Here is a 22,517-nt window from a genome sequence, read left to right on the forward strand (position 1 = left end):
GTTCAGGCGGTGGGGAAGGCGCCTTGCTGAACGCCACCGACGAACGCTGCCCAGGTGTCCGGGGTGAGGGTGAGGGTGGGGCCGTGAGGGTTCTTGGAGTCCCGTACGGGGATGACGCCGTGCGAGGCGGTGAGGTTGGCGGCGACCTCGACGCACTGGCCGCCGTTGCCGCTGTAGGAGGACGTGAACCAACGGGGGGATTCGGTCGTCACAGAATGCCCTTTCGCAACTGTTCGATCATGGCTACGGATGCCGCCTGGGAGAGCGCTTCAGCCTGCAACTGATGGTAGGCCGCCAACATGGGCAGTACGGAAGTGCTTTCCCGTTCAAGATGCCCCCGGCTCGCGGACTCCGCGTACGCCATGAGCGAGCGGTCCGGCAGCGTAAGCACGATTACGGGCAGGCTGAACGGTCGCCGTGCTCCCATGCTGAACGGTGCGACCTGCAACACGGTGTTGGGTAGCTCAGCGAACTCCAGCAAGCGCTCGAACTGGGCAGTCATGATCTTGATGTCGCCCATTGGCCGACGGACGCATCCCTCGTCGAGCACCGCGAGGATCAACGGGGACGGACTGCGGACAAGTGCGGCTTGCCGCCGTGCCACCAACTCGACCCGTTCATCGGCTTGCTCAGGAGTGATGGCTTCCCTCCGCACCGCGTCCGCTTCCAGTGCGGCTGCGTACTCCTGCGTCTGGAGCAGGCCGGGTATCACTCCCACCTCGTACAGCCGAATTTCTGCCGCGCGCGCCTCATGGGTGACGTACTCCGGGAACCCCTCCAGCAGCGCCGTGTACCGAACGGCCCGGCTCTGACGCTCCAGCCGGTCTCCCGTGCCGAACACGCGGTCGGCAGTTGCCGCAAAGCGGGGAGTTGAAGGGCGGCGACCAGTTTCTACAGCTGAAATATGCGTCCCGGAGCACTTCATTCGCTCTGCCAACTCGTCCTGAGTCCAACCGCGTTCGTCGCGTAATGCTCGAATGCGCTGCCCGAACGCTGCTGCTGGCGACCTTTCGGGCTCCAGCTCCTTGCGGTTCACCATCTCTGCACCCAACTATCCGGTCAATTCGTGCAAGTTGAAGACATTCCGACTCTACGTCACGCTGACCGCCCTGAGTAGTGGAACCACTACGGAGAGGAGCGGTCGTGTCCGGTGAGAGTGTTTCAGCCGAGCCGCAGGAACCCCCACGCGCCCCCACCCCCAACGGGTCCGTCCCGCTTACGAATCGGCGCCGGTCGGGGAGCTCGTCCACCGCCCCGTACCCCCCGGTCGACCTCGCCCCTGTGCCTGGCTGCGAGCTCTGTGACTGGTGGGCCAGGCGTCGGGACAACGCCCAGCGCGGGATCGGCGCGGTCACCGCGATGGACTGCGCCCGGCAGATCGCGGCGCACCCGCACCGCCTGGCGGGGAGTGCGACGTGAGGCAGGGGGCTGAACTCCGCGTGGGGATGGCGGTGTTCGACCGGAGAACGGATATGCCGGGTGTCATTCGCTCCTTCGCCGGGCCGGTGGTCCGCCTGGTCCGGCCTTCTGGTCTCGCCTGGCAGGCCGCGCTGATCTCGGTGCGTCCGGCGACCCCGTGGGAACGGGCCCAGCTCCGTGCTCTCGCGAAGCTGCGCCGGAAGCAGCAGCCGCATCCTCCCGTCCGGAGGCGGGCATGAGCGCGTCGCGCCTCTACAACGTGACCGTGGTCTGTGAGGGGCCGGTCAACGGTACGTGGGTGCGCGTCGTTCTCGCCGCCCGGCAGGCGACGTGCCTGGATCACGCCCTGAGCTTTCTCCGCAGTCAGGCCCGGCGTATCGCCGACGGCCTCGACCCCGACCCGCGTTCCGTGTGGATCCCCACCGGCACGCTCGTACTGGCGGGGACCCGGGCTCCGGACGTACCCGCTGATCTCCGGTCATGGTGCCGTGACCCCGAGGCACAGCGCGCGGCGCGCGACCAGCTCGTCGTGGGCGGGGAGTTCGCGCTCAGCGCCGCTGATCACAGCGGGCTCTACCTCTTCAGGGTGCTGCCCGTGCCCGCGTACGTACCGCTCCCGGAGCCGCGCCCTGACCGCCGGAGGCATCGGAAGCCCCGATGGCTCGACCGGCTCCGGCTCCGGTGCCGGTGGTGAGTGCGGGTCAGTACCTAGGGGTGACGGGCCCACCCGGTGGTGCATGGGGCGCCGGAGGGCCGCCCCTCCCTGATCCGATGGTCGCGGTCAGCGCTCCGGGTCCCCGGCCGCCGGTTCGGGGGTGAGGGGCGGGGTGGTGAGGGGAATGACCGGCGCGGTGACCGACGGCGCGGGCGCCTGCCCCTTCGCACGGGCGAGCGCGGCCAGTCGTACCGCCTCCGCCCGCGTCCTGCGTGCCGTCCGCAGCGCGTCCCAGGTCAGGATGGTCAGCGCCAGCCACACCAGCGAGAAGCCCGCCCAGCGTTCGGCCGGCATCGCCTCGTGGAAGTAGAGGACGCCCAGCAGGAACTGGAAGACCGGCGCCAGGTACTGGAGCAGTCCCAGTGTCGACAGCGGTACGCGGATCGCCGCCGCGCCGAAGCAGATCAGCGGGACGGCGGTGACGAGCCCGGTCGACGCCAGCAGCGCGAGGTGGCCGGGGCCCGCCGAGCCGACGGTGGCCGAGCCGGTCGCGCTCAGCCAGACCAGGAAGCCGAGGGCGGGCAGGAACAGCACCGCGGTCTCCGCGGACAGCGACTCCAGGCCGCCGAGGTTGACCTTCTTCTTGGCCAGGCCGTACGTCGCGAACGAGAAGGCCAGTGTCAGTGAGACCCACGGGGGCCGCCCGGCCCCCACGGCGAGCACCACCACCGCCGAGAACCCGATGAAGACCGCCGCCCACTGGGCGGGGCGCAGCCGCTCCTTGAGCAGCAGCACGCCCATGGCGATGGTCACCAGCGGGTTGATGAAGTACCCCAGGGACGCCTCGACCACATGGCCGGCGTTGACCGACCAGATGTAGACGCCCCAGTTGACGGTGATCGTGCCGGCGGCCACCGTGATGAGCGCCAGTCTGCGGGGCTGCCGCAGCAGTTCGGGTATCCAGGCCCAGCGGCGCAGTGCCAGCAGCGCGACGGCCACGAAGGCCAGCGACCACACCATCCGGTGGGCGAGGATCTCCATCGCCCCGGCCGGCTTGAGGAGCGGCCAGAACATCGGGACCAGCCCCCACATCCCGTAGGCGCCGATCCCGTACAGCAGTCCCGCCCGCTGTTCGTTCTCCGACTTCACTGGCCCTCCCCGCCCCGCGCGCCGCGCCCTGCCCGTCCCCGATGAAGGTAGCGGGGCAGGGGGTGCGGTGTCATGTCCGTATCGTCATACGGTCATGACGCGGGCGAGGCGGAGAGAGGGCGAGCCGCAGGCTCCTGAGCGTGCCTCAGCTCTTCAGCGCCTCGGCGATCGTGTCCGCGAGAGGCGTGGTCGGCCGGCCCGCCAGTCGCGCCAGGTCGCCCGACGTACCGGCCAGGCGCCCGCGCTCGATGGCCGTGTCCACGTCGGCGAGGATGGCCGGCATCGGCTCGGGCACCCCGGCGCCGGCCAGGATGCCCCGCAGGGTCTCGGCCGGCACGTTGGTGTACGCGATGGTCCTGCCGGTCTGGCGCGACAGCTCGGCCGCGTACTCGGCGAAGGACCAGGCGGTGTCGCCGCTCAGCTCGTACGCCTTGTTCAGGTGGCCCTCGCCGGTCAGTACGGCGGCGTCCGCGGCGGCGTAGTCCGCGCGGGTCGCGGAGGAGACCCGGCCCTCGCCCGCGGCGGCGAGGACGGCGTCGTTCGCCAGGACGGGCGCCAGGTTGTCGGTGTAGTTCTCGGTGTACCAGCCGTGACGCAGGAAGGTGTACGGCAGCCCCGATTCGAGGATGAGCCGCTCGGTCACCCGGTGCTCGTCGGCCAGGTCGAAGTCGGCGTCGGGGCCGCCGAGGACGCCGGTGTACGCGAGCTGGGCCACGCCCGCGGCCTTCGCGGCGTCGATGACGGCGCCGTGCTGGGCCGCGCGCTTGCCGGGCTCGTTGCCGGAGATCAGCAGTACCCGGTCACCGGCCCGGAAGACGCCCTTCAGTGACGCGGGGTCGTCGTAGTCGGCGACCCGCAGTTCGACCCCGCTCGCCACCAGGTTCGCGGCCTTCTCCTTGTTCCGTACGACGGCGGCGATCCCGTCGGCCGGGACGTCCGCGGCCAGCAGGGCCTCGATGACCAGACGGCCGAGGTGTCCGGTGGCTCCGGTGACGACGATGCTCATGGGGGTCTCTCCAGTTCGCGCGGGGGGTGAGGGTGAGAGTGAGGGCGGGGGTGGTGTGGTGCGTGGTACCTGTTCGCGTTCTTCGCTCAGCCTACGGAGACCACTAACTCAGGGAAAGTACCCACTTCAAAGTAAGGTACTGGCATGGACGTAAGCGTGAAGCCCGACGTGAACCGGCAGATGTGCCCCTCCCGGCTGATCCTTGAGCACGTCACCAGCCGCTGGGGCGTGCTCGTCCTCGCCGCCCTGCTGGAGCGCTCGTACCGCTTCAGTGAGCTGCGGCGCGAGATCGGCGGCGTCAGCGAGAAGATGCTCGCGCAGACCCTCCAAACGCTGGAGCGCGACGGCTTCGTCCATCGTGACGCCAAGCCCGTCATCCCGCCACGCGTCGACTACACGCTGACCGTGCTGGGGCAGGAGGCCGCCGAGCAGGTGTGGGCGCTGGCGCGCTGGACGGAGCGGCGCGCGGACGAGGTGCTCAAGGCCCGCCAGGTGTACGACGAGGCCCGGACCTCCTGATCCGTACCAGGAGATCCGGGCCTCGTGAGGGACGTGGCGTCAGCCGACGACCGTCCAGGTGTCGCCGCCCGCGAGCATCGTCGCCAGGTCACCCTTGCCGCGCTGCTCGACGGCCGCGTCGAGCTGGTCCGACATCAGCGTGTCGTACACCGGCCGCCGCACGCTGCGCAGCACACCGATCGGTGTGTGGTGCAGCGTGTCCGCGTCCGCGAGCCGCGAGAGCGCGAACGCGGTGGTCGGGCTCGCCGCGTGCGCGTCGTGGACGAGGATCCGCGACTCGTTCTCCGGGGTGACGGCCACGACCTCCAGATCGCCGGTGGCCTGGTTCCTGAACACGCCCTTCGCGCCGTCCACGCCGAAGCGGATCGGCTGCCCGTGCTCCAGCCGGATCACGGCTTCCTCGGCCTTCTCCTTGTCCTTGAGGACCTCGAAGGCGCCGTCGTTGAAGATGTTGCAGTTCTGGTAGATCTCCACCAGCGCCGTGCCGGGGTGTTCGGCGGCCTGTCTCAGCACCTCCGTGAGGTGCTTGCGGTCCGAGTCGACCGTACGGGCCACGAACGAGGCCTCCGCGCCGATCGCCAGCGACACCGGGTTGAAGGGCGCGTCGAGCGAGCCCATCGGGGTCGACTTGGTGATCTTCCCGACCTCGGAGGTGGGGGAGTACTGGCCCTTGGTCAGTCCGTAGATCCGGTTGTTGAACAGAAGGATCTTCAGATTGACGTTCCGGCGCAGCGCGTGGATGAGGTGGTTGCCGCCGATGGAGAGCGCGTCGCCGTCGCCCGTGACCACCCAGACCGAGAGATCGCGGCGCGAGGTCGCGAGCCCGGTGGCGATGGCGGGGGCGCGGCCGTGGATGGAGTGCATCCCGTACGTGTTCATGTAGTACGGGAAGCGGGAGGAGCAGCCGATGCCGGAGACGAAGACGATGTTCTCCTTGGCCAGGCCCAGCTCGGGCATGAAGCCCTGGACGGCGGCCAGCACCGCGTAGTCGCCACAGCCGGGGCACCAGCGCACTTCCTGGTCCGACTTGAAGTCCTTCATGGACTGCTTGGCCGTGGCCTTGGGGACCAGGTTCAGCAGTTCACCCGCGAGGGACGAGGAGCCCGGTGTGCCCGGCGCGCGCGCCGCGGCCGCCGCCGTGCCGGACGTCGGTGCGCCGGACGTCGGCGTGCCGGACATGGTCGTCTCAGACATCAATGGCCTCCTTGAGGGCCGTGGCGAGCTGTTCCGCCTTGAACGGCATGCCGTTGACCTGGTTGTACGAGTGGGCGTCGACCAGGTACTTCGCCCTCAGCAGCGTCGCGAGCTGACCGAGGTTCATCTCCGGGACCACGACCTTGTCGTACCGCGCGAGGATCTCGCCCAGGTTGCGCGGGAACGGGTTGAGGTGGCGCAGATGGGCCTGCGCGATCGGCTCGCCGGCCTTGCGGAGCCGGCGGACGGCCGCGGTGATCGGACCGTACGTGGAGCCCCACCCGAGGACGAGCGTGCGCGCGCCGTCCGGGTCGTCCACCTCCAGGTCCGGGACCTGGATGCCGTCGATCTTGGCCTGGCGGGTGCGGACCATGAAGTCGTGGTTGGCCGGGTCGTACGAGATGTTGCCCGTGCCGTCCTGCTTCTCGATGCCGCCGATCCGGTGCTCCAGACCCGGGGTGCCGGGCACCGCCCAGGGGCGGGCCAGGGTCCCCGGGTCGCGCTTGTACGGCCAGAACACCTCGGTGCCGTCGGCCAGCTCGTGGTTGGGGCCGGTCGCGAACCGGACCCGCAGGTCGGGGAGCTCGTCCGGCTCCGGGACGCGCCAGGGCTCGGAGCCGTTGGCGAGGTAGCCGTCCGAGAGCAGGAACACCGGGGTGCGGTAGACCAGCGCGATCCGCGCCGCCTCCAGCGCCGCGTCGAAGCAGTCGGCCGGGGTGCGCGGCGCGACCACCGGGACGGGGGCCTCGCCGTTGCGCCCGTACATCGCCTGAAGCAGGTCCGCCTGCTCCGTCTTGGTGGGCAGCCCGGTGGAGGGGCCGCCGCGCTGGATGGCGACGACCAGCAGCGGCAGCTCCAGGGAGACCGCGAGCCCGATGGTCTCCGACTTGAGCGCCACGCCGGGGCCCGAGGTGGTGGTCACGGCGAGCGAGCCGCCGAAGGCCGCGCCGAGCGCCGCGCCGATGGCCGCGATCTCGTCCTCGGCCTGGAAGGTCCGTACACCGAAGTTCTTGTGCTTGGACAGCTCGTGCAGGATGTCGGAGGCCGGGGTGATCGGGTACGAGCCGAGGTAGAGCGGCAGCTCCGCCTGGTGGCCGGCGGCGACCAGGCCGTACGACAGGGCGAGGTTCCCGGAGATGTTGCGGTACGTGCCGGCCGGGAAGGCGGCGTCCGCCGGGGCGACCTCGTAACTGACCGCGAAGTCCTCGGTCGTCTCGCCGAAGTTCCAGCCCGCCCGGAACGCGGCCACGTTCGCCTCGGCGATCTGCGGCTTCTTCGCGAACTTGGCCCGAAGGAAGCGTTCCGTACCCTCGGTCGGCCGGTGGTACATCCAGGACAGGAGACCGAGCGCGAACATGTTCTTCGAACGCTCCGCCTCCTTGCGGGAGAGCCCGAACTCCTTCAGCGCCTCGATCGTCAGCGTCGTCAGCGGCACCGGGTGGACCTGGTAGCCGTCGAGCGAACCGTCCTCCAGCGGCGAGACCGCGTAACCGACCTTGGCCATGGGGCGCTTGGTGAACTCGTCGGTGTTGACGATGATGTCCGCGCCGCGCGGCACGTCGCCGATGTTGGCCTTCAGCGCCGCCGGGTTCATCGCGACCAGCACGTTGGGCGCGTCGCCCGGGGTGAGGATGTCGTGGTCGGCGAAGTGGAGCTGGAACGAGGAGACGCCCGGCAGGGTCCCGGCGGGGGCCCGGATCTCGGCGGGGAAGTTCGGCAGGGTCGACAGGTCGTTCCCGAACGAAGCGGTCTCGGAGGTGAACCGGTCACCCGTGAGCTGCATCCCGTCACCGGAGTCACCCGCGAAGCGGATGATCACCCGCTCCAGCCGGCGGACCTCCTTCGCGACGGTGACGGTGCCGGCGCCGTCGCTGGTGTCGGTGTCGGCGGTGTCGCCTTCGGTGCCGGCGCTGTTGCCCTCGGTCCCGTCGGTCTTGCCATCGGTCTTCCCGTCGGCCGGGCTGCTGCCCGGCAGGACCGAATCGCCGGAATCGTTCGGATCGCTCGCGTCGTTGGCCTCATCGGCCTGCTCGGCTGGGCTACTGACCTGGCTGGTCACTGAACTGGACCTCCCTACGAGGCGGCGGCTCGGGACCGACCGGCCGCCCGGCAGTCCGGATACCACCCTACGTGGGTAAGGGTCGCCTTCCCTGGGACAGCCGGATGGCGGACGCTCTTTTGAGACGCCGTGGCGTACCAATTTGTCGAGTTTGGTGCGTTTTGTGCGACCCTCGGCCTCTCCGGAGCCGAGCGCTCCGCTCTCATTCTTTGGGTGTAGGGCTTCCGACCTACGGCGTGCGGGCCCGGGTGGGCCGCAGGGTGCGGGGGAGCCGTGTACGCGGGCGAGCCGCCGGGCCCGGGGAGCCACCGGGCCCCGAGTGGAACGGTCAGTTCCGAGGCCACCGGACCCGGGGCGGACCGCTCAGTTCCGCAGATACGTCAGCACGGCCAGGACCCTGCGGTGATCCCCGTCACTCGGCGAGAGACCGAGCTTCAGGAAGATGTTGCTCACATGCTTCTCGACCGCCCCGTCGCTCACGACGAGCTGCTTGGCGACCGCCGAGTTCGTCCGCCCCTCCGCCATCAGCCCGAGCACCTCGCGCTCACGCGGCGTCAGCCCGGCCAGCACGTCCTGCTTCCGGCTCCGGCCCAGGAGCTGCGCCACCACCTCGGGGTCCAGCGCCGTACCGCCCCTGGCCACCCGGACCACCGCGTCCACGAACTCCCTGACCTCGGCCACCCGGTCCTTGAGCAGGTAGCCGACGCCCGAGCTGCTGCCGGCCAGCAGCTCGGTGGCGTACCGCTCCTCGACGTACTGCGACAGCACCAGCACGCCTATCCCCGGATGGTCCTTGCGCAGCCGCACGGCCGCCCGTACCCCCTCGTCGGTGTGGGTCGGCGGCATCCGTACGTCCGCCACCACCACGTCCGGCAAGGTGTTCCGGTCCGCCAGCTCACCGACGGTCCTGATCAGCGCTTCCCCGTCACCGACACCCGCGACCACGTCGTGCCCGCGGTCGGTCAGCAGCCGGGTCAGACCCTCCCTGAGCAGCACCGAGTCCTCGGCGATGACCACCCGCACCCTGTCTTCCACGACCTTCGGCCCCCATGTCCCCGTGTGTCCGCCCCTGTGTCCTCCAGCATCCCAGTATTCGGATGACCGCGTGGCCACCGCACCGAATTCCGCCCGGCCGGGGTGCGGCGCGCGGGAGCCCCCGGAGGCCGGAGCCTTCGGGGGCGCGGCGCGCTCGTGCCGCTCGTGGTGGTTCCGCCGCGTCCGGTTCGCCGCGGCGTACGTCGGGTCCTCTTGCCGGGTCCTCCTGCCGGGTCCTCCTGCCGGGCCCTCCAGCAGGGCCCTCTCGCCGGGGCCTCCCGCCGGGTCGTCCGCCGCGTCCGGTCAGCCGCGCCAGGGCAGTTCCGCCGTGACCGTCGTCGGGCCGCCGGCCGGGGAGCCGACGACCAGGACGCCGTCCACCGCGTCCAGCCGCTCCGTCAGCCCGGCGAGCCCGCTGCCCGCCGCCGCGTCCGCCCCGCCCACGCCGTCGTCCGAGACCTGGAGCATCAGCCGGTCCCGCGTCCGCCAGACGTCCACCGCGGCCCGCCGGGCCCGGGAGTGCTTGCTGACGTTCTGGAGGAGTTCGGAGACGGTGAAGTACGCGATGCCCTCGATCGCCGGCGCGGGCCTGGCCGGCAGGTCGGCCTCCACCGTCACCGGGACCGTGCAGCGGGAGGCGACCGCGGAGAGCGCCGCGTCGAGCCCCCGGTCGGTGAGGACGGCCGGATGGATGCCGCGCGCCAGGTCCCGCAGCTCCTGAAGGGCCGTCTTCACCTCGCCGTGCGCCTCGTCCACCATGACGGCGGCGCCCCTCGGGTCCTCGGCCAGCTTCTCCTTGGCCAGTCCCAGATCCATCGCGAGGGCGACGAGGCGGGCCTGGGCGCCGTCGTGCAGGTCGCGTTCGATACGGCGCAGATCCGCGGCGGCGGTGTCCACGACCACCCCGCGGTCCGACTCCAGTTCGGAGACCCGGTTGGCCAGCGGCGACGGGCCGAGCAGCCCGAGCACCAGCAGCCCGCCCACGCCCGCCAGCCCGCGGATCAGCCAGGGGGAGACCAGCACGAGGAGGAACCCGAGCACGCTGACGACGGCCACCTCGAAGGGGGTGTCGGCGTAGAAGCCGTTGCCGTTGCCGTCCATGCTGATCCCGATGCCCGGCTGCTCCAGGTGGGCGGGGAACACCCACTGCCACAGCGGGTAGAGGAACAGCGACCAGCTCACGGACCAGAACGTCACGGAAGCCACGAACGCGAACACCGCCCACGGCAGGTGCACCACCGCGTACAGCAGATGGCGCCAGGACGCCCCGCTCTTCAGGATCGCGCCCACCCAGGACATCAGCCCGCTCTTCCTGCCCCTGACCTGCGCGGGCTCCGCCACGTCGAGGCCCAGCAGCGCCCGCGCGCGGGCCCGCTCCAGCATGCCGAAGGCGCGGCAGCCGGCCAGCGAGGCGGCCAGCAGGGGGATGCCGAGGAAGGTGACGAGCAGCCCGGTACCGGCGGCGGTCATGGCCACCGCGTAGCAGAACAGCGCCACGCCGATCGGCAGACTCAGCAGCAGATAACCGAACTCGCGCCACATGCGGCCCTCGACGGGGGCGCGCAGGGCGAGGGGGAGAACGTGGGGGCGTGACCGCGATCCGTAGTCGATGGCCATCTGAGGTGTCCGTTCTGCGAGTCGTGCGAGCGAGTGCGGAGGAGGGAGAGGAGGGAGGGGAGGAAGGGACGGAGGGGAAGGGAGAGGAGGGACGGAGGGGAAGGAGGAAGGGACGGGAGGGGGAGCGGGCCGTGGGGACTCTGCCGTTCTTCATGCTCCCGGCGCCCCGGGTGCCGCACCATGAGGCCGGTCTCCCTCTTCGCCCTGGGGTTTTCCCCACCCCCGAGGGGTTGGCGGGCCCGTAGGACGCGCCGGGCGCGCCTGTGGGGCCCCTGCCACCGGCAGGGGCCCCACAGGACAGGAGGGGAGAGGGAAAGGGGGACGGGGGGAAGAGGGGGCGCGGCGGTGGCTCAGGCCTTGCCGCGCTCCCGCCAGGGCAGTTCGGCGGTGACGACCGTGGGGCCGCCCTCCGGTGAGTCGAGTACGAAGAGCCCGTCGACCGCGCCGAGCCGCTCGGCCAGCCCGGACATCCCCGTACCGCCGTCCAGCCGCGCGCCGCCGCGCCCGTCGTCCCGTACCTGGAGCATCAGCCGGTCGTCCGTGCGCCACACGTCGACGGTCGCCGAGCGCGCCGCGCTGTGCTTGCTGACGTTCTGGAGGAGTTCGGAGACGGTGAAGTACGCGATGCCCTCGATCGCCTCGGCGGGCCGCTCCTCCAGATCGACGGTCACCTTCACCGGGGCCGTACAGCGGGACGCGATGGACGACAGCGCCGCGTCGAGCCCCCGGTCGGTCAGAACGGCGGGATGGATGCCGCGCGCGAGGTCCCGCAGCTCCCGGAGGGCGAGCTTCACCTCGCCGTGCGCCTCGTCCACCATGTCGGCCGCCGCCTGCGGGTCTTCCAGCAGCTTCTCCTTGGCGAGCCCGAGCCCCATCGCGAGGGCGACGAGGCGGGCCTGGGCGCCGTCGTGCAGGTCGCGTTCGATACGGCGCAGATCCGCGGCGGCGGTGTCCACGACCACCCCGCGGTCCGACTCCAGCTCCGCGATCCGCCGCTCCAACTCGTCGGAGGGCGAGAGCAGCCCGCGCACCATGGCCCGGTCGGCGTTGGAGAGCCCGCGCACGACATGGGGCAGGACCGGCCAGAGCACCAGGAGCCCCACCAGCGTGACGGAGAACGTCAGCACCCCCCAGGGCAGCCGGACGAACTCGTACAGCACCGTCCGCCACGCCACCGGATCCTTCAGCCCGGCCCACACCCAGCCGAAGAAGCCCTCGGAGAAGCCCTCGGAATCGCCGCGCTTCCCGGCCCGGCCCTTCCGGCGGCGCCTGCGGCCTCTGGAGCCGTGCAGGGGGCTCGGCTCGTCGATCCGTACGCCCAGGAGCGCGCGCGCCCGCGCGCGCTCCGCCCGGCCGAGCAGCCGCGCGCCGGTCAGCCCGGCGACCAGCCAGGGCAGCCCGATGACGGTCACCGAGAGGCCCACTCCGGTGAACACCGTGAACACCGCGTAGAGGAAACCGGCCACGGCCACCGGCAGATTGCTCAGGAGATGGGCGATCTCCTTCCAGGTGTGCCGGTCGTACGCGAAACGCGCCGGTGGCGGCCGGCCGTCGTCGGGGAGGCCCTGGTGGGCGGTCAGGCTCGCGGTCATAGGAGCCAAGGGTGCCCGGCCCGCAAGCCGGGCGCCATGGGGTAGCTGGGTGAGCTGACGGTAGGGATAACCCCACTATGCGAGACGGGCTGCTTACCGTTTCTTTAGCAGGGCCTAGACTCCCGTGCGTACAGATCGTCGAAGAAGTCGATGAAGTCGCTATGAGGTCAGGGAGCGAGGGGCGGACGTGTCGCAACCGACCGTTCTCGCGTCGGACTACTTCCAGAGCTATGCGGTCGTCGGGCTGCTCGCGGTCGTCGGTGTGCTGTTCGTCGCCGTCGCCTTCGGAGCGGGCCGGCTGCTGCGGCCGGTGGTGCCGACGCCGGAGAAACTGCTCACGTACGAGTGCGGCGTGGACCCGGTGGGCGAGGGGTGGGCCCACACACAGGTCCGCTACTACGTCTACGCGTTCCTCTACGTGATCTTCGCGGTCGACTCGATCTTCCTGTTCCCGTGGGCGACCGTGTTCGCCGCGCCCGGGTACGGGGCCACGACGCTCGTCGAGATGTTCATCTTCCTCGGCTTCCTGGCCGTGGGACTGCTCTACGCATGGAAGAAGGGCGTCCTGGAATGGACGTGACCCCCACCGACCCGGCCGCCGGCTCCGCCCCGTCCCCGGGATCCGCAGCGGCCGGCGGATCCGCCCCGGCCGGTGGCGCGGCCCCGGTCTCCGTGCCCGTACCGCTGCCGGATCCGCAACGCCTCGGGGTGCTCTCCCGGCTGGCGCCAGAGCCGATGAAGGTCGTCCTCAACTGGGGCCGCCGCTACAGCCTCTGGGTCTTCAACTTCGGGCTCGCCTGCTGCGCGATCGAGTTCATCGCCGCCTCCATGGCCCGGCACGACTTCATCCGGCTCGGCGTGATCCCCTTCGCGCCGGGACCGCGCCAGGCGGACCTGATGGTGGTCTCCGGCACGGTCACGGACAAGATGGCCCCCGCCGTCAAGCGGCTGTACGAGCAGATGCCCGAGCCGAAGTACGTGATCTCCTTCGGCGCCTGCTCCAACTGCGGCGGCCCGTACTGGGACTCCTACTCGGTGACGAAGGGCGTCGACCAGATCATCCCCGTCGACGTGTACGTACCGGGCTGCCCGCCGCGCCCCGAGGCGCTGCTCCAGGGCATCCTGAAGCTCCAGGAGAAGATCGCCCGCGAATCGCTCAAGGAGCGGTACGCGACGGGCGGCCGGCCCTCCACCGCCGCACTGCGCAGCGGCCTGGTGCCGGCCCCGCCGACACCAGGCACGGGTACGGGTACGGGTAGGGGCGACGGTCCGGGGCCGGCAGGTACGGCGGGGGAGTCCGCGTCGTGAACTCTTCCGACAACTCTTCCGGCCAGGCCTCCGCGGCTTCCGCGGCTTCCTACGACCGGCTGCCCGACGCCGCCGCCGAGATCTTCGGCGAGGGCGCCACGGCCGAGCTGACATACGACCTGCTCACCGTCGACGTGCCCGCCGCGTCCTGGATCAGCGCCCTCGAAACCGCCCGGTCCACCCTGGGCTGCACCTACTTCGACTGGCTGAGCGCCGTCGACGAACCCGGCACGGGATTCCGGGTCTGCGCACACGTCGCCGCCGTCGGACCGGGTAAGGTCCGCCGCCTGCTCGTCCGTACGACCGTCCCGCACGACGCGGCCGTCCTGCCCACCGCCATCGGCGTCTACGCGGGCGCCGGCTGGCACGAGCGGGAGACGTACGAGATGTTCGGCGTCGCCTTCACCGATCACCCGAACCTCGTGCCGCTCCTGCTCCCCGAGGCGTTCGAAGGTCACCCGCTGCGCAAGGACTTCGTCCTCGCGGCCCGCGTCGCGAAGGCGTGGCCCGGCGCCAAGGAGCCGGGCGAGTCCGAGCACGGCGGCCCCAAGCGCCGCCAGATGCTCCCGCCGGGCGTCCCCGACCCGAACGAATGGGGCCCTCTCAAGGGCCAGCTCCCTCCTGCCCCGGCCCGCCCCGCGCGCGGCGCCCGCGCGGCCGGTGCCGCCGGTGCCGCTGCGGGTGACCGCCCGGCCCGCCGGACGCGCGCCGCGACGGACGAGGGCGGTACGACGCCGGGCGCGGCCCCGTCGCCCGCCCCGGCCCGCCGGGCCCGCAGCGTCTCCGAGGGCTCGACCTCGCAGCGCCCGGAACCGCCCACCGCGGACGCGCCCTGGCGCCGCCAGACCCCGGCCCCGACCCCTTCCACGGACGGAACGGAACCGGCGGAACGGACCGACACCACACCGCCCCCGGAAGCCGCCCCCGGTGCCCCGGAAGCCAAGCCTGAGCCGCGAGTCGAACCTGAGCCGCGAGCCGAACCCGAGCCGGACACGAAGCCCGACCCCAGCCCTGAGCCCCGCCCCCAGCCTCACCCCGGGCCCCGCCCCGAGGCCGACCGCCCGGAATCGGAAGGAGACGCGTGAACGACGTACTCGACGTCGCCCTCCGGCTGGTCATCGTCTTCGCCGTGTTCATGGTGGTCCCTCTTGTGGTCGGACAGGCCGAACACAAGGTGATGGCCCATATGCAGGGCCGCCTCGGCCCCATGCACGCGGGCGGCTTCCACGGCTGGGCCCAGCTCGTCGCGGACGGCGTGAAGTTCGTGCAGAAGGAGGACGTCGTCCCGGCCGACGCCGACCGGCGGATCTTCCAGCTCGCCCCGGCCGTCTCCCTCCTCCCGTACCTCCTCGTCGTCCTCGTGATCCCGATCGGTCCCGGCGAGGGCGCGGTCGGCCAGGTCATCGACGCGGGCATCTTCTTCGTGCTCGCCGTGATGGGCGTCGGCGTGCTCGGCTCGCTCATGGCGGGCTGGGCCTCGGCCAACAAGTTCTCCCTGCTGGGCGGGTTGCGCACCGCCGCGCAACTCCTCGCGTACGAACTGCCGATGCTGCTCGCCGCCGCTTCCGTCGCGATGGCCGCGGGCACCGTCTCCCTGATCGGCATCCTCGATGCCTTCCAGTGGTGGTGGCTGCCCTGGCAGATCGTCGGCGCGCTGGTCTTCTTCGTCGCGGGCCTCGCGGAACTCCAGCGTCCGCCCTTCGACATGCCCGTCGCCGACTCCGAGATCATCTTCGGCGCCTACACCGAGTACACCGGTCTGCGCTTCGCCCTGTTCCTGCTCGCCGAGTACGCGGGCATCGTCGTCCTGTGCGGGCTGACCACCGTCCTCTTCCTCGGCGGCTGGCACGGTCCGTTCGGCGGCGACGGTCTCGGCTGGGTCTGGACCCTCCTCAAGACCGCCGTCCTGGCCTTCGTGGTGATCTGGCTGCGGGTCAGCTATCCGCGGCTGCGCGAGGACCAGCTCCAGAAACTCGCCTGGACCGTACTCATCCCCCTCGCTCTCGCGCAGATCGCGCTCACCGGCATCGTGAAGGTGGCGATCAGCTAACCATGTCCCCGATCCCCGGATCCGGCCTGGCCAAGGGCCTCGCCGTCACCCTGCGGACGATGACGAAGAAGACCGTCACCGCGCAGTACCCCGAAGCGCAGCCCGAACTCCCGCCCCGTTCCCGGGGCGTGATCGGCCTGTTCGAGGAGAACTGCACGGTCTGCATGCTCTGCGCCCGTGAGTGCCCCGACTGGTGCATCTACATCGACTCCCACAAGGAGACGGTGCCGGCGGCGGCCCCCGGTGGCCGTGAGCGCAGCCGTAACGTCCTCGACCGGTTCGCCATCGACTTCTCGCTCTGCATGTACTGCGGTATCTGTATCGAGGTCTGTCCTTTCGACGCGCTGTTCTGGTCACCGGAGTTCGAGTACGCGGAGACGGACATCCGTGAACTCACCCACGAGCGGGACAAGCTCCGCGAGTGGATGTGGACGGTCCCGGCGCCGCCCGCGCTCGACCCCGCCGCCGAGGAGCCGAAGGAGATCGGCGCGGCCCGCAAGGCCGTGGAGAAGCTCGCCGCGGCGGCCGAGCGGGAGCGGGAGGCGGGGGAGTGAGCCTCGCAGTGACCACGGCGGCCTCCGCGATGTCGGCGGCACCAGCGGCTTCGGCGGCCTCCGCCGCCACCGGGCACGCCTTCCTCTCACCGTCCGGCGTCGAGATCGCCTTCGTCCTCGTCGGCCTGCTCACCCTGGGCGCGTCCCTGATCACCGTCACCACCAAGCAGCTGGTGCACGCGGCCCTCTGGCTGGTCGTCACGCTCGGCGGTCTGGCCGTCGAATACCTCCTGCTGACGGCGGAGTTCATCGCCTGGGTGCAGGTCCTGATCTACCTCGGTTCCGTGGTGGTCCTCCTCCTCTTCGGTCTGATGCTCACCAAGGCGCCCATCGGCCGCTCCCCGGACGCCGATTCGGGCAACCGCCCGCTCGCGCTCGCGGTGGCCGCCGTCGCCGCCGTCTGCCTGGTCTGGGTCGTCGTCGACGCGTTCCGCACGACCTGGATCGACCTGCGCGGCGCGGCTCAGGGCTCCACCGAGGTCACCGGAGCGTTCCTGTTCCGGAACTGGGTGCTGCCCTTCGAAGCGCTCTCCGTGCTCCTGCTGGCCGCCCTCGTCGGCGCGATCGTCCTGTCCCGCAGGAACGGCGACACCCCGCGGAAGAGCGGCAACGGCAGCGGTAACGGCAACGGCAGCGGTAAGGAGCAGCGCTGATGCATCTCGCCTATCCCGCCGTACTCGCGGCCCTCCTGTTCTGCGTCGGTCTGTACGGGGTCCTCGCGCGCCGCAACGCGATCCTCGTCCTGATGTCCGTCGAGCTGATGCTCAACGCCGTCAACCTCAACCTCGTCGCCTTCGACGTCTGGCTCCGCGACACCCTCCACACCGGCCAGGCGCTCACCCTCTTCGTCATCGCCATCGCCGCCGCGGAGATCGGCATCGGCCTGGCCATCGTGCTGATGGTGTACCGCAACCGCGGCACTTCGGACATCGACCGGCTCCGCGACACCGCCGAGGGCCCCGACGGGACCGCCACCCCGGCGCAGCAGGCTCCGACGCAGAAGACTGAGGCCACCGCGTGACCACCACGACCCTCGCCGTCCTCGTCCCCGTCCTGCCGTTCCTGGGCGCCGTCGCCGGGCTGCTGCTCGGCCGTACCGCCCCCGGGTTCGTCCGCCCCCTGGCCATCCTGCCGACCCTGGCCGCCGCCGCGCTCGCCGTGACCGTGGCCGTACGCCAGGGCGGTGGCGCGGGCGGCGGGAAGGCCCCGCTGGACGCCGCGACCCAGCTCACCCCCACCGGCTCGGTCCCCATCGACCTCGCCCTGCACATCGACGGCTTCGCGGCCGTGGTCGCCGTCCTCGTCGGCGTTGTCGCGTCGTGCGTGCAGATCTACTCGACGGGCTATCTGCGCGGTGACGCGCGCTACCCCTCGTACGCCGCTCTGGTCTCGCTCTTCACCTCCGCGATGCTGCTCGTCGTCTACTCCGGCGACCTGATGGTGCTGCTGGTCGGCTGGGAGATCATGGGCATCTGCTCGTACTTCCTCGTCGGCCACTACTGGGAGACGCCCGAGGCGCGCGCCGCCTCCCTCAAGGCGTTCCTGGTCACCAAACTCGGCGACGTCCCCTTCCTGATCGGCCTGTTCGCGCTCGCCACCGACGCCGGTACGTTCCGCATCACGGGCATTCTGAAGACCACCGCGGAGGGCGGCCTCGACCACCCCACCCTCGTCGCGCTGCTGCTGCTCGCCGGAGTGGCGGGCAAGTCCGCGCAGTTCCCCCTGCACACCTGGCTGCCCGACGCGATGGCGGGCCCCACGCCCGTCTCCGCGCTGATCCATGCCGCCACCATGGTCGCGGCCGGCATCTACTTCATCGCCCGGCTCCTCCCCGTCTTCGCCGCCTCGGAGGCGGCGCTGGTCGTCCTGGCCGTGATGGCCGCGGTCACCATGGTCGGCTCGGCGCTCGCCGCCCTCGCCCAGGACGACATCAAGCGGGTCCTCGCCTACTCGACCATCGGTCAGCTCGGCTACATGTCCGGCGCCCTGGCCGTGGGCGACCGGAGCGCGGCCGTCTTCCACCTCGTCTCGCACGGCGCGTTCAAGGCCCTCCTCTTCCTCGGCGCCGGTGTCGTCATCCACGCCGCCGGCACCAACTCGCTGGCCACCATGTCCCGGATGCGCGGACTGCCCCGGCGCATCCCCGACGCGTACTGGACGATGACCGTCGCCCTGCTCGCGCTCGCCGCCATTCCTCCCTTCGCCGGGTTCTTCTCCAAGGAATCCGTCCTGGTCGCCGCCGAGCACGCCGCCCTCGACGAGTCCGCCGCCCCCGGGGCCGCGGGCTGGACGGTGCTGGCCGCCGGACTCCTCACCGCCCTCCTCACCGCCGCGTACGCCACCCGCCTGTGGCTGCTGGCCTTCCGCGGTCACGGCGCCGAGGCGCCCGACCACGGCAGGCAGCCCGTCTCCATGAGCGCCGTCCTGTGGGTGCTCGCCCTCCCCTCGCTCGGTTTCGGTCTGACCGTCGGATATCTCGCCCAGTGGTTCGACGGCCACAGCCTCGCCCCGAACCTCACCACCTCCGTCCTGGGCACCGGCGCGGGTCTCGTCGGCGGCCTGGTCACCTACGGCTGCTGGCGCCACACCACGGCGCTCGCCGCCCGTACGCCGATGGGCGCCGTCACCGCACACCCGCACACCGAGCCCGCGCTCACCGAGGCGGAAGCCATCGAGACCCACACCGCCACCTACGGCTCGATCTCGGCGGCCGACGACCCGGCGGACCCCGGACGGCTGCTGCTGGGCCCGCTCCACCGCCACGCGGCCTCCGGCTTCCACCTCGACGCCGTCTACCACCGCCTCTTCGTACGCCCCGTGCTGGCCGCCGCCGAACTCGTCCGCTTCCTGGACCGCGAGGTGGTCGACACCTACGTACGCGGCGCGGGCACCGGCACCCGCTGGCTGGGCGCCGCCGTACGCCGTTGCCAGACCGGCAATGTGCAGACCTACCTCAGCGCCCTGCTGGCCGGCTCCGTCGTCCTGGCGATCGCCGCCGTACTCGTCGCCGCCGGAGCGTGAGCCGTGATCGATATCAGTGAGTCCGTGATGCAGTTCCTTCTCGCGTTGATCATCGTCGGACCGCTCGTCGGCGCCGTCGCGGCCCTGCTCCCCGCCCCGCCCGGGCTGCGCGGCAGAAGCCCCGACCAGGCCGTCCTGCGCCACGGCGTGGTCGTGACCGGCGCGGTCCTCATCGCCGCGATCGTCCTCGCGCTCGGCTTCGACCACGACCAGCCGTCGAGGATGCAGGCGACCACGGACATCAGATGGATCCCGGCACTGGACGTGCGGATCCACCTCGGTGTCGACGGCATCTCACTCCCCCTTCTGGTCCTGACCGCGCTGCTGACCTTCCTCTGCGCGCTCTACAGCTACTTCAAGATGCCCCAGGGCCCCTCGCCCAAGGCATTCGTCGCCCTGCTGCTCGTGCTCGAATCCGGCACGCTCGCGACCTTCGCCGTCCTCGATCTGATCCTGTTCTTCCTGGCCTTCGAGATGGTGCTGATCCCGATGTACTTCCTGATCGCCCGCTGGGGCGGCTCGGAAGGCGTCACCGGCGGCCGGCAGGGCGCCGCCTGGAAATTCATCCTCTACACACTGCTCGGGTCCGTCGTCATGCTGCTCGGCCTGCTCCTCATCGGGGTCGAGGCCGGCACATTCGACATGATGGCACTCGCCACTGACAACGGCTCAGGTCTCAGTACATCCGTGCAGGTCACCGCCGTTCTGGCGATCGGTCTCGGCCTCGCCGTGAAGACCCCGATGTGGCCCCTGCACAGTTGGCTGCCGGACGCCCACACCGCCGCGCCGACCGTCGGCTCCGTACTCCTCGCCGGCGTCCTGCTGAAAATGGGTACGTACGGATTCGTCCGGATCGTCCTGCCGATCGCCCCCGACGGGATGCGGGTCTTCGCCCCGTACCTCGCCGCCTTCGCGGTCGTCGGCATCATCTACGGTTCCCTCGCCTGCCTCGCCCTCGCCCGGCGCGGCGCCGGCGGCGACCTCAAACGGCTGATCGCCTACTCCTCCGTCGGCCACATGGGCTTCGTCCTGCTCGGCATCGCGACGATGACCCCCACCGGCGTGAACGGCGCGCTCTTCGCCAACATCGCCCACGGCCTCATCACCGGCCTGCTGTTCTTCCTGGTCGGAGCCCTCAAGGACCGGTACGGCACCGCCGACCTGGACACCCTCGCCGGAGCGACCGGCGCCGCGCTGTACGGCCGGGCCCCCCGCCTCGGCGGCCTGCTCGCCTTCGCCGCGGTCGCCTCGCTCGGGCTGCCCGGACTCGCCGGGTTCTGGGGCGAGATGCTCGCCCTGTTCGGCGCGTTCGACCCGGCGGAGGGGCTGAGCCGCCCCGCCTTCCTCACCTTCATGGCCGTCGCCGCGTTCGGCACCCTGCTCACCGCCGCGTACCTGCTCGTCGTCGTACGCCGCGTCTGCATGGGCGTCCCGCCCCACGAGCCGGAGGGCGCCCCCGAACCCGGGGAGACAGGGGGAGCGAAGACCGCGCCCGGAACCACGAGCGCGCCCCACTTCGCCGACGTACAGACCTACGAGATCGCCGCCTGGACCCCGCTCGTCGCGCTGACCGTCCTCGCCGGTCTCTGGCCCGCGGTCCTCCTCGGCCTCACCGACCCCGCCGTGCAGAAGCTCCTCGCAGGAGGCAAGTCGTGACCGTGGCCGCCGAGAGTGCCGGCGCCGCCGCCGGCCTCGTCCAGTCCGTCGACTGGCTCGCGATCGCGCCCCCCACCCTCGTGGCGGTGGTCGCCCTGATCATTCTGGTCGCGGATCTCTTCGTACCGGAACACCGCAAGCCGCTCCTCGGCGGCCTCGCGATCGCCGGACTCGTCGCCGCGCTCGCCACCCTCCTGCCGCTGCGCCACGGCGACCGCGCCACGTTCTGCCTCACCACCGCCCCGGACGTGTGCAGCTACACCGCGGACCACTTCGCGCTGGTCATCCAGCTCCTGGTGCTCGTCGGGGCGCTGCTCACCGCGCTGCTCTCGTACCACGACACGCACAAGCTGCCCGCGGGCGAGTTCTGGTTCCTGCTGCTCGCCTCGGCGGCCGGCGCGGCGCTGCTGCCCGCCGCGCGCGACCTGGCCACCCTCGTCGTCGCCCTCGAAGTGGCCTCCCTGCCCGCGTTCGCCCTGGTCGGGCTCCGGCGCGGCGACCGGCTCTCCTCCGAGGCCGCGCTGAAGTTCTTCCTCTCCTCGGTCACCGCGACCGCCGTCATGCTGCTCGGCGTCAGCTTCGTGTACGCGGCCACCGGCACCATGCACCTCACCGAGATCGCCACCGAGCTGGACGACGTCCCCGGCCAGCTCTCCACCCTCGCCGAGGCGGGCGTCGCCCTCACCCTCGTCGGCTTCGCCTTCAAGACGGCCGCCGCGCCCTTCCACTTCTGGGTGCCCGACACCTATGTGGGCGCGCCGCTGCCCATCGCCGCCTATCTGTCCGTGGTCGGCAAGGCCGTCGGCTTCTCCGGCCTCATCCTGGTGACCGTCGTCGCGTTCCCCTCGTACCACGCCGTATGGGGGCCGGTCCTCGCCGTCCTCGCCGCGTTGACGATGACGGTCGGCAATGTGGCCGCGCTCCGGCAGTCCGCCACGCGCGCGTGGAGCGCCGTACGGCTGCTCGCCTGGTCGTCCGTGGCCCAGGCCGGATACCTCCTGGTGCCCATCGCCGCCGCCGCGTACGGCGGGGGAGGGGACGGGAGCGGCGGCAAGGGCGGCGGAACGGACCGGATCGGGTCCACCGTCGCGTACGCCCTCATGTACGCCGTCGTGAACCTCGGCGCGTTCGCCGTCGTCGCCCTCGTGGCCCGTACGAAGCCGCTGAACCGCATCTCCGACTTCCAGGGCCTCTACGCCCGCCGGCCGCTCGCCGCGCTCGCGTTGGGCTTCTTCCTGCTCTGCCTGGCCGGGCTGCCGCCGGGCATCATCGGCCTGTTCGCCAAGGTCACCGTCTTCTCCGCGGCGGTCGACGCGGGACTCGGCTGGCTGGCGGTCGTCATGGCCCTCAACGTGGTCGTGGCGCTCTACTACTACCTCAAGTGGACGGCGGTCCTCTTCCGTTCCCCGGAGGGGCAGCGGGAAAGCGCCGACGCCCCCACGGCGGCGACCACCGACGCCGGCACGGCGGCCCTCACCCCGGCGCCCGCCCTCACGGTCGCCATCGCGCTGACCGCCGTCGCGGGCATCGCCTTCTCGGGCGCACCCCAACTGGTGCTGCGCTTCGCCGGCGTCAGCCTCTTCTGAGAGCCCCCGCGTCCCCTCCTGACATCCGCCCCGAATCTGCCCTGTACCCGCCGCACATCCGCCCCGGCGTCCGAGAGACCCGGGGCGGTCCTCCCCT

21 protein-coding genes are annotated in these 22,517 nt (G+C 71.3%); 12 read left to right on the plus strand and 9 right to left on the minus strand.

Annotated elements, in window-relative coordinates:
• Nucleotides 1-2 precede the first annotated feature (2 nt).
• A complete protein-coding gene (locus ACFXPL_RS17375) occupies nucleotides 3-212 on the minus strand; it encodes a DUF397 domain-containing protein (RefSeq protein ID WP_384919451.1) in 210 nt (69 codons plus the stop codon).
• Entirely contained in the window at nucleotides 209-1,039 is an 831-nt protein-coding gene (locus ACFXPL_RS17380) for a Scr1 family TA system antitoxin-like transcriptional regulator (protein ID WP_384919454.1), read from the minus strand. The genes ACFXPL_RS17375 and ACFXPL_RS17380 overlap by 4 nt, the downstream gene beginning before the upstream one ends.
• Before the next feature lie 615 nt (nucleotides 1,040-1,654).
• On the opposite strand from ACFXPL_RS17380, the gene ACFXPL_RS17385 reads away from it, so the two are divergent.
• A complete protein-coding gene (locus ACFXPL_RS17385; protein WP_384919457.1) occupies nucleotides 1,655-2,113 on the plus strand; it encodes a hypothetical protein in 459 nt (152 codons plus the stop codon).
• 87 nt (nucleotides 2,114-2,200) lie between these two features.
• Here ACFXPL_RS17385 and rarD read toward each other — a convergent pair whose 3' ends face one another.
• Complete coding sequence (gene rarD / locus ACFXPL_RS17390) at nucleotides 2,201-3,223, minus strand: EamA family transporter RarD (protein WP_384919460.1); 1,023 nt, start codon at nucleotides 3,221-3,223, stop codon at nucleotides 2,201-2,203.
• 145 nt (nucleotides 3,224-3,368) lie between these two features.
• The gene (locus ACFXPL_RS17395; RefSeq protein WP_384919463.1) at nucleotides 3,369-4,229 is read right to left on the minus strand and encodes an SDR family oxidoreductase; all 861 of its coding nucleotides are present in this window, start codon (nucleotides 4,227-4,229) and stop codon (nucleotides 3,369-3,371) included.
• Between the two features lie 144 nt (nucleotides 4,230-4,373).
• On the opposite strand from ACFXPL_RS17395, the gene ACFXPL_RS17400 reads away from it, so the two are divergent.
• Nucleotides 4,374-4,748, plus strand: coding sequence for a winged helix-turn-helix transcriptional regulator (locus ACFXPL_RS17400; protein WP_384919466.1), 375 nt, complete (start codon nucleotides 4,374-4,376; stop codon nucleotides 4,746-4,748).
• Between the two features lie 39 nt (nucleotides 4,749-4,787).
• Here ACFXPL_RS17400 and ACFXPL_RS17405 read toward each other — a convergent pair whose 3' ends face one another.
• From ACFXPL_RS17405 to ACFXPL_RS17425, 5 genes are all read right to left on the minus strand, one after another.
• Nucleotides 4,788-5,789: a 2-oxoacid:ferredoxin oxidoreductase subunit beta gene (locus tag ACFXPL_RS17405; protein WP_384919638.1), complete on the minus strand. Its 1,002-nt coding sequence runs from the start codon at nucleotides 5,787-5,789 to the stop codon at nucleotides 4,788-4,790.
• Nucleotides 5,790-5,934: 145 nt separating this feature from the next.
• On the minus strand, nucleotides 5,935-8,001 hold the full coding sequence (locus ACFXPL_RS17410) for a 2-oxoacid:acceptor oxidoreductase subunit alpha (protein WP_384919469.1): 2,067 nt from the start codon (nucleotides 7,999-8,001) through the stop codon (nucleotides 5,935-5,937).
• 363 nt (nucleotides 8,002-8,364) lie between these two features.
• A complete protein-coding gene (locus ACFXPL_RS17415) occupies nucleotides 8,365-9,024 on the minus strand; it encodes a response regulator (RefSeq protein ID WP_384919641.1) in 660 nt (219 codons plus the stop codon).
• Nucleotides 9,025-9,339: 315 nt separating this feature from the next.
• A complete protein-coding gene (locus ACFXPL_RS17420) occupies nucleotides 9,340-10,653 on the minus strand; it encodes a sensor histidine kinase (protein WP_384919472.1) in 1,314 nt (437 codons plus the stop codon).
• A 350-nt stretch (nucleotides 10,654-11,003) separates the two neighbouring features.
• Nucleotides 11,004-12,245 (minus strand): sensor histidine kinase, encoded by a 1,242-nt coding sequence (locus ACFXPL_RS17425; RefSeq protein ID WP_384919475.1) that lies wholly within the window; start codon nucleotides 12,243-12,245, stop codon nucleotides 11,004-11,006.
• 187 nt (nucleotides 12,246-12,432) lie between these two features.
• Between ACFXPL_RS17425 and ACFXPL_RS17430 the strand changes: the two genes are divergently transcribed.
• The 10 genes from ACFXPL_RS17430 to ACFXPL_RS17475 are packed head-to-tail and all read left to right on the plus strand — an operon-like array spanning nucleotide 12,433 to nucleotide 22,420.
• Nucleotides 12,433-12,825 carry an NADH-quinone oxidoreductase subunit A gene (locus ACFXPL_RS17430; RefSeq protein ID WP_384919478.1) on the plus strand — a complete coding sequence of 131 codons (393 nt, stop codon included), beginning with the start codon at nucleotides 12,433-12,435 and terminating at the stop codon, nucleotides 12,823-12,825.
• Nucleotides 12,816-13,553, plus strand: a complete 738-nt coding sequence (locus ACFXPL_RS17435; RefSeq protein ID WP_384919480.1) for an NADH-quinone oxidoreductase subunit B — start codon at nucleotides 12,816-12,818, stop codon at nucleotides 13,551-13,553. Before ACFXPL_RS17430 ends, ACFXPL_RS17435 begins: the two co-directional genes overlap by 10 nt.
• Entirely contained in the window at nucleotides 13,550-14,638 is a 1,089-nt protein-coding gene (locus tag ACFXPL_RS17440; RefSeq protein ID WP_384919483.1) for an NADH-quinone oxidoreductase subunit C, read from the plus strand. Before ACFXPL_RS17435 ends, ACFXPL_RS17440 begins: the two co-directional genes overlap by 4 nt.
• Complete coding sequence (locus tag ACFXPL_RS17445) at nucleotides 14,635-15,603, plus strand: NADH-quinone oxidoreductase subunit H (RefSeq protein ID WP_384919486.1); 969 nt, start codon at nucleotides 14,635-14,637, stop codon at nucleotides 15,601-15,603. The genes ACFXPL_RS17440 and ACFXPL_RS17445 overlap by 4 nt, the downstream gene beginning before the upstream one ends.
• Before the next feature lie 2 nt (nucleotides 15,604-15,605).
• Nucleotides 15,606-16,157, plus strand: coding sequence for a NuoI/complex I 23 kDa subunit family protein (locus ACFXPL_RS17450; RefSeq protein ID WP_384919489.1), 552 nt, complete (start codon nucleotides 15,606-15,608; stop codon nucleotides 16,155-16,157).
• A 29-nt stretch (nucleotides 16,158-16,186) separates the two neighbouring features.
• Nucleotides 16,187-16,810 carry an NADH-quinone oxidoreductase subunit J gene (locus ACFXPL_RS17455; RefSeq protein ID WP_384919643.1) on the plus strand — a complete coding sequence of 208 codons (624 nt, stop codon included), beginning with the start codon at nucleotides 16,187-16,189 and terminating at the stop codon, nucleotides 16,808-16,810.
• A complete protein-coding gene (nuoK, locus tag ACFXPL_RS17460; RefSeq protein WP_384919492.1) occupies nucleotides 16,810-17,178 on the plus strand; it encodes an NADH-quinone oxidoreductase subunit NuoK in 369 nt (122 codons plus the stop codon). Before ACFXPL_RS17455 ends, nuoK begins: the two co-directional genes overlap by 1 nt.
• Complete coding sequence (locus ACFXPL_RS17465; protein WP_384919493.1) at nucleotides 17,175-19,178, plus strand: NADH-quinone oxidoreductase subunit L; 2,004 nt, start codon at nucleotides 17,175-17,177, stop codon at nucleotides 19,176-19,178. The genes nuoK and ACFXPL_RS17465 overlap by 4 nt, the downstream gene beginning before the upstream one ends.
• Nucleotides 19,179-19,205: 27 nt before the next feature.
• Entirely contained in the window at nucleotides 19,206-20,834 is a 1,629-nt protein-coding gene (locus ACFXPL_RS17470) for a NuoM family protein (protein WP_384919646.1), read from the plus strand.
• Nucleotides 20,831-22,420, plus strand: coding sequence for an NADH-quinone oxidoreductase subunit N (locus tag ACFXPL_RS17475; protein ID WP_384919496.1), 1,590 nt, complete (start codon nucleotides 20,831-20,833; stop codon nucleotides 22,418-22,420). Before ACFXPL_RS17470 ends, ACFXPL_RS17475 begins: the two co-directional genes overlap by 4 nt.
• Nucleotides 22,421-22,517: the final 97 nt, after the last annotated feature.

Source organism: Streptomyces sp. NPDC059092 (assembly GCF_042756365.1).
Taxonomy (GTDB): domain Bacteria; phylum Actinomycetota; class Actinomycetes; order Streptomycetales; family Streptomycetaceae; genus Streptomyces.

What these genes read in the sequence shown, in the direction of transcription:
- nuoK (WP_384919492.1), top strand. Translation starts at nt 16,810, where the DNA reads ATGCATCTCGCCTATCCCGCCGTACTCGCGGCCCTCCTGTTCTGCGTC.
- ACFXPL_RS17405 (WP_384919638.1), bottom strand. Translation starts at nt 5,789, where the DNA reads ATGAAGGACTTCAAGTCGGACCAGGAAGTGCGCTGGTGCCCCGGCTGT.
- ACFXPL_RS17425 (WP_384919475.1), bottom strand. Translation starts at nt 12,245, where the DNA reads ATGACCGCGAGCCTGACCGCCCACCAGGGCCTCCCCGACGACGGCCGG.
- ACFXPL_RS17400 (WP_384919466.1), top strand. Translation starts at nt 4,374, where the DNA reads ATGGACGTAAGCGTGAAGCCCGACGTGAACCGGCAGATGTGCCCCTCC.
- ACFXPL_RS17455 (WP_384919643.1), top strand. Translation starts at nt 16,187, where the DNA reads ATGTCGGCGGCACCAGCGGCTTCGGCGGCCTCCGCCGCCACCGGGCAC.
- ACFXPL_RS17435 (WP_384919480.1), top strand. Translation starts at nt 12,816, where the DNA reads ATGGACGTGACCCCCACCGACCCGGCCGCCGGCTCCGCCCCGTCCCCG.
- ACFXPL_RS17395 (WP_384919463.1), bottom strand. Translation starts at nt 4,229, where the DNA reads ATGAGCATCGTCGTCACCGGAGCCACCGGACACCTCGGCCGTCTGGTC.
- ACFXPL_RS17450 (WP_384919489.1), top strand. Translation starts at nt 15,606, where the DNA reads ATGTCCCCGATCCCCGGATCCGGCCTGGCCAAGGGCCTCGCCGTCACC.
- ACFXPL_RS17385 (WP_384919457.1), top strand. Translation starts at nt 1,655, where the DNA reads ATGAGCGCGTCGCGCCTCTACAACGTGACCGTGGTCTGTGAGGGGCCG.
- ACFXPL_RS17420 (WP_384919472.1), bottom strand. Translation starts at nt 10,653, where the DNA reads ATGGCCATCGACTACGGATCGCGGTCACGCCCCCACGTTCTCCCCCTC.
- ACFXPL_RS17470 (WP_384919646.1), top strand. Translation starts at nt 19,206, where the DNA reads ATGCAGTTCCTTCTCGCGTTGATCATCGTCGGACCGCTCGTCGGCGCC.
- ACFXPL_RS17380 (WP_384919454.1), bottom strand. Translation starts at nt 1,039, where the DNA reads ATGGTGAACCGCAAGGAGCTGGAGCCCGAAAGGTCGCCAGCAGCAGCG.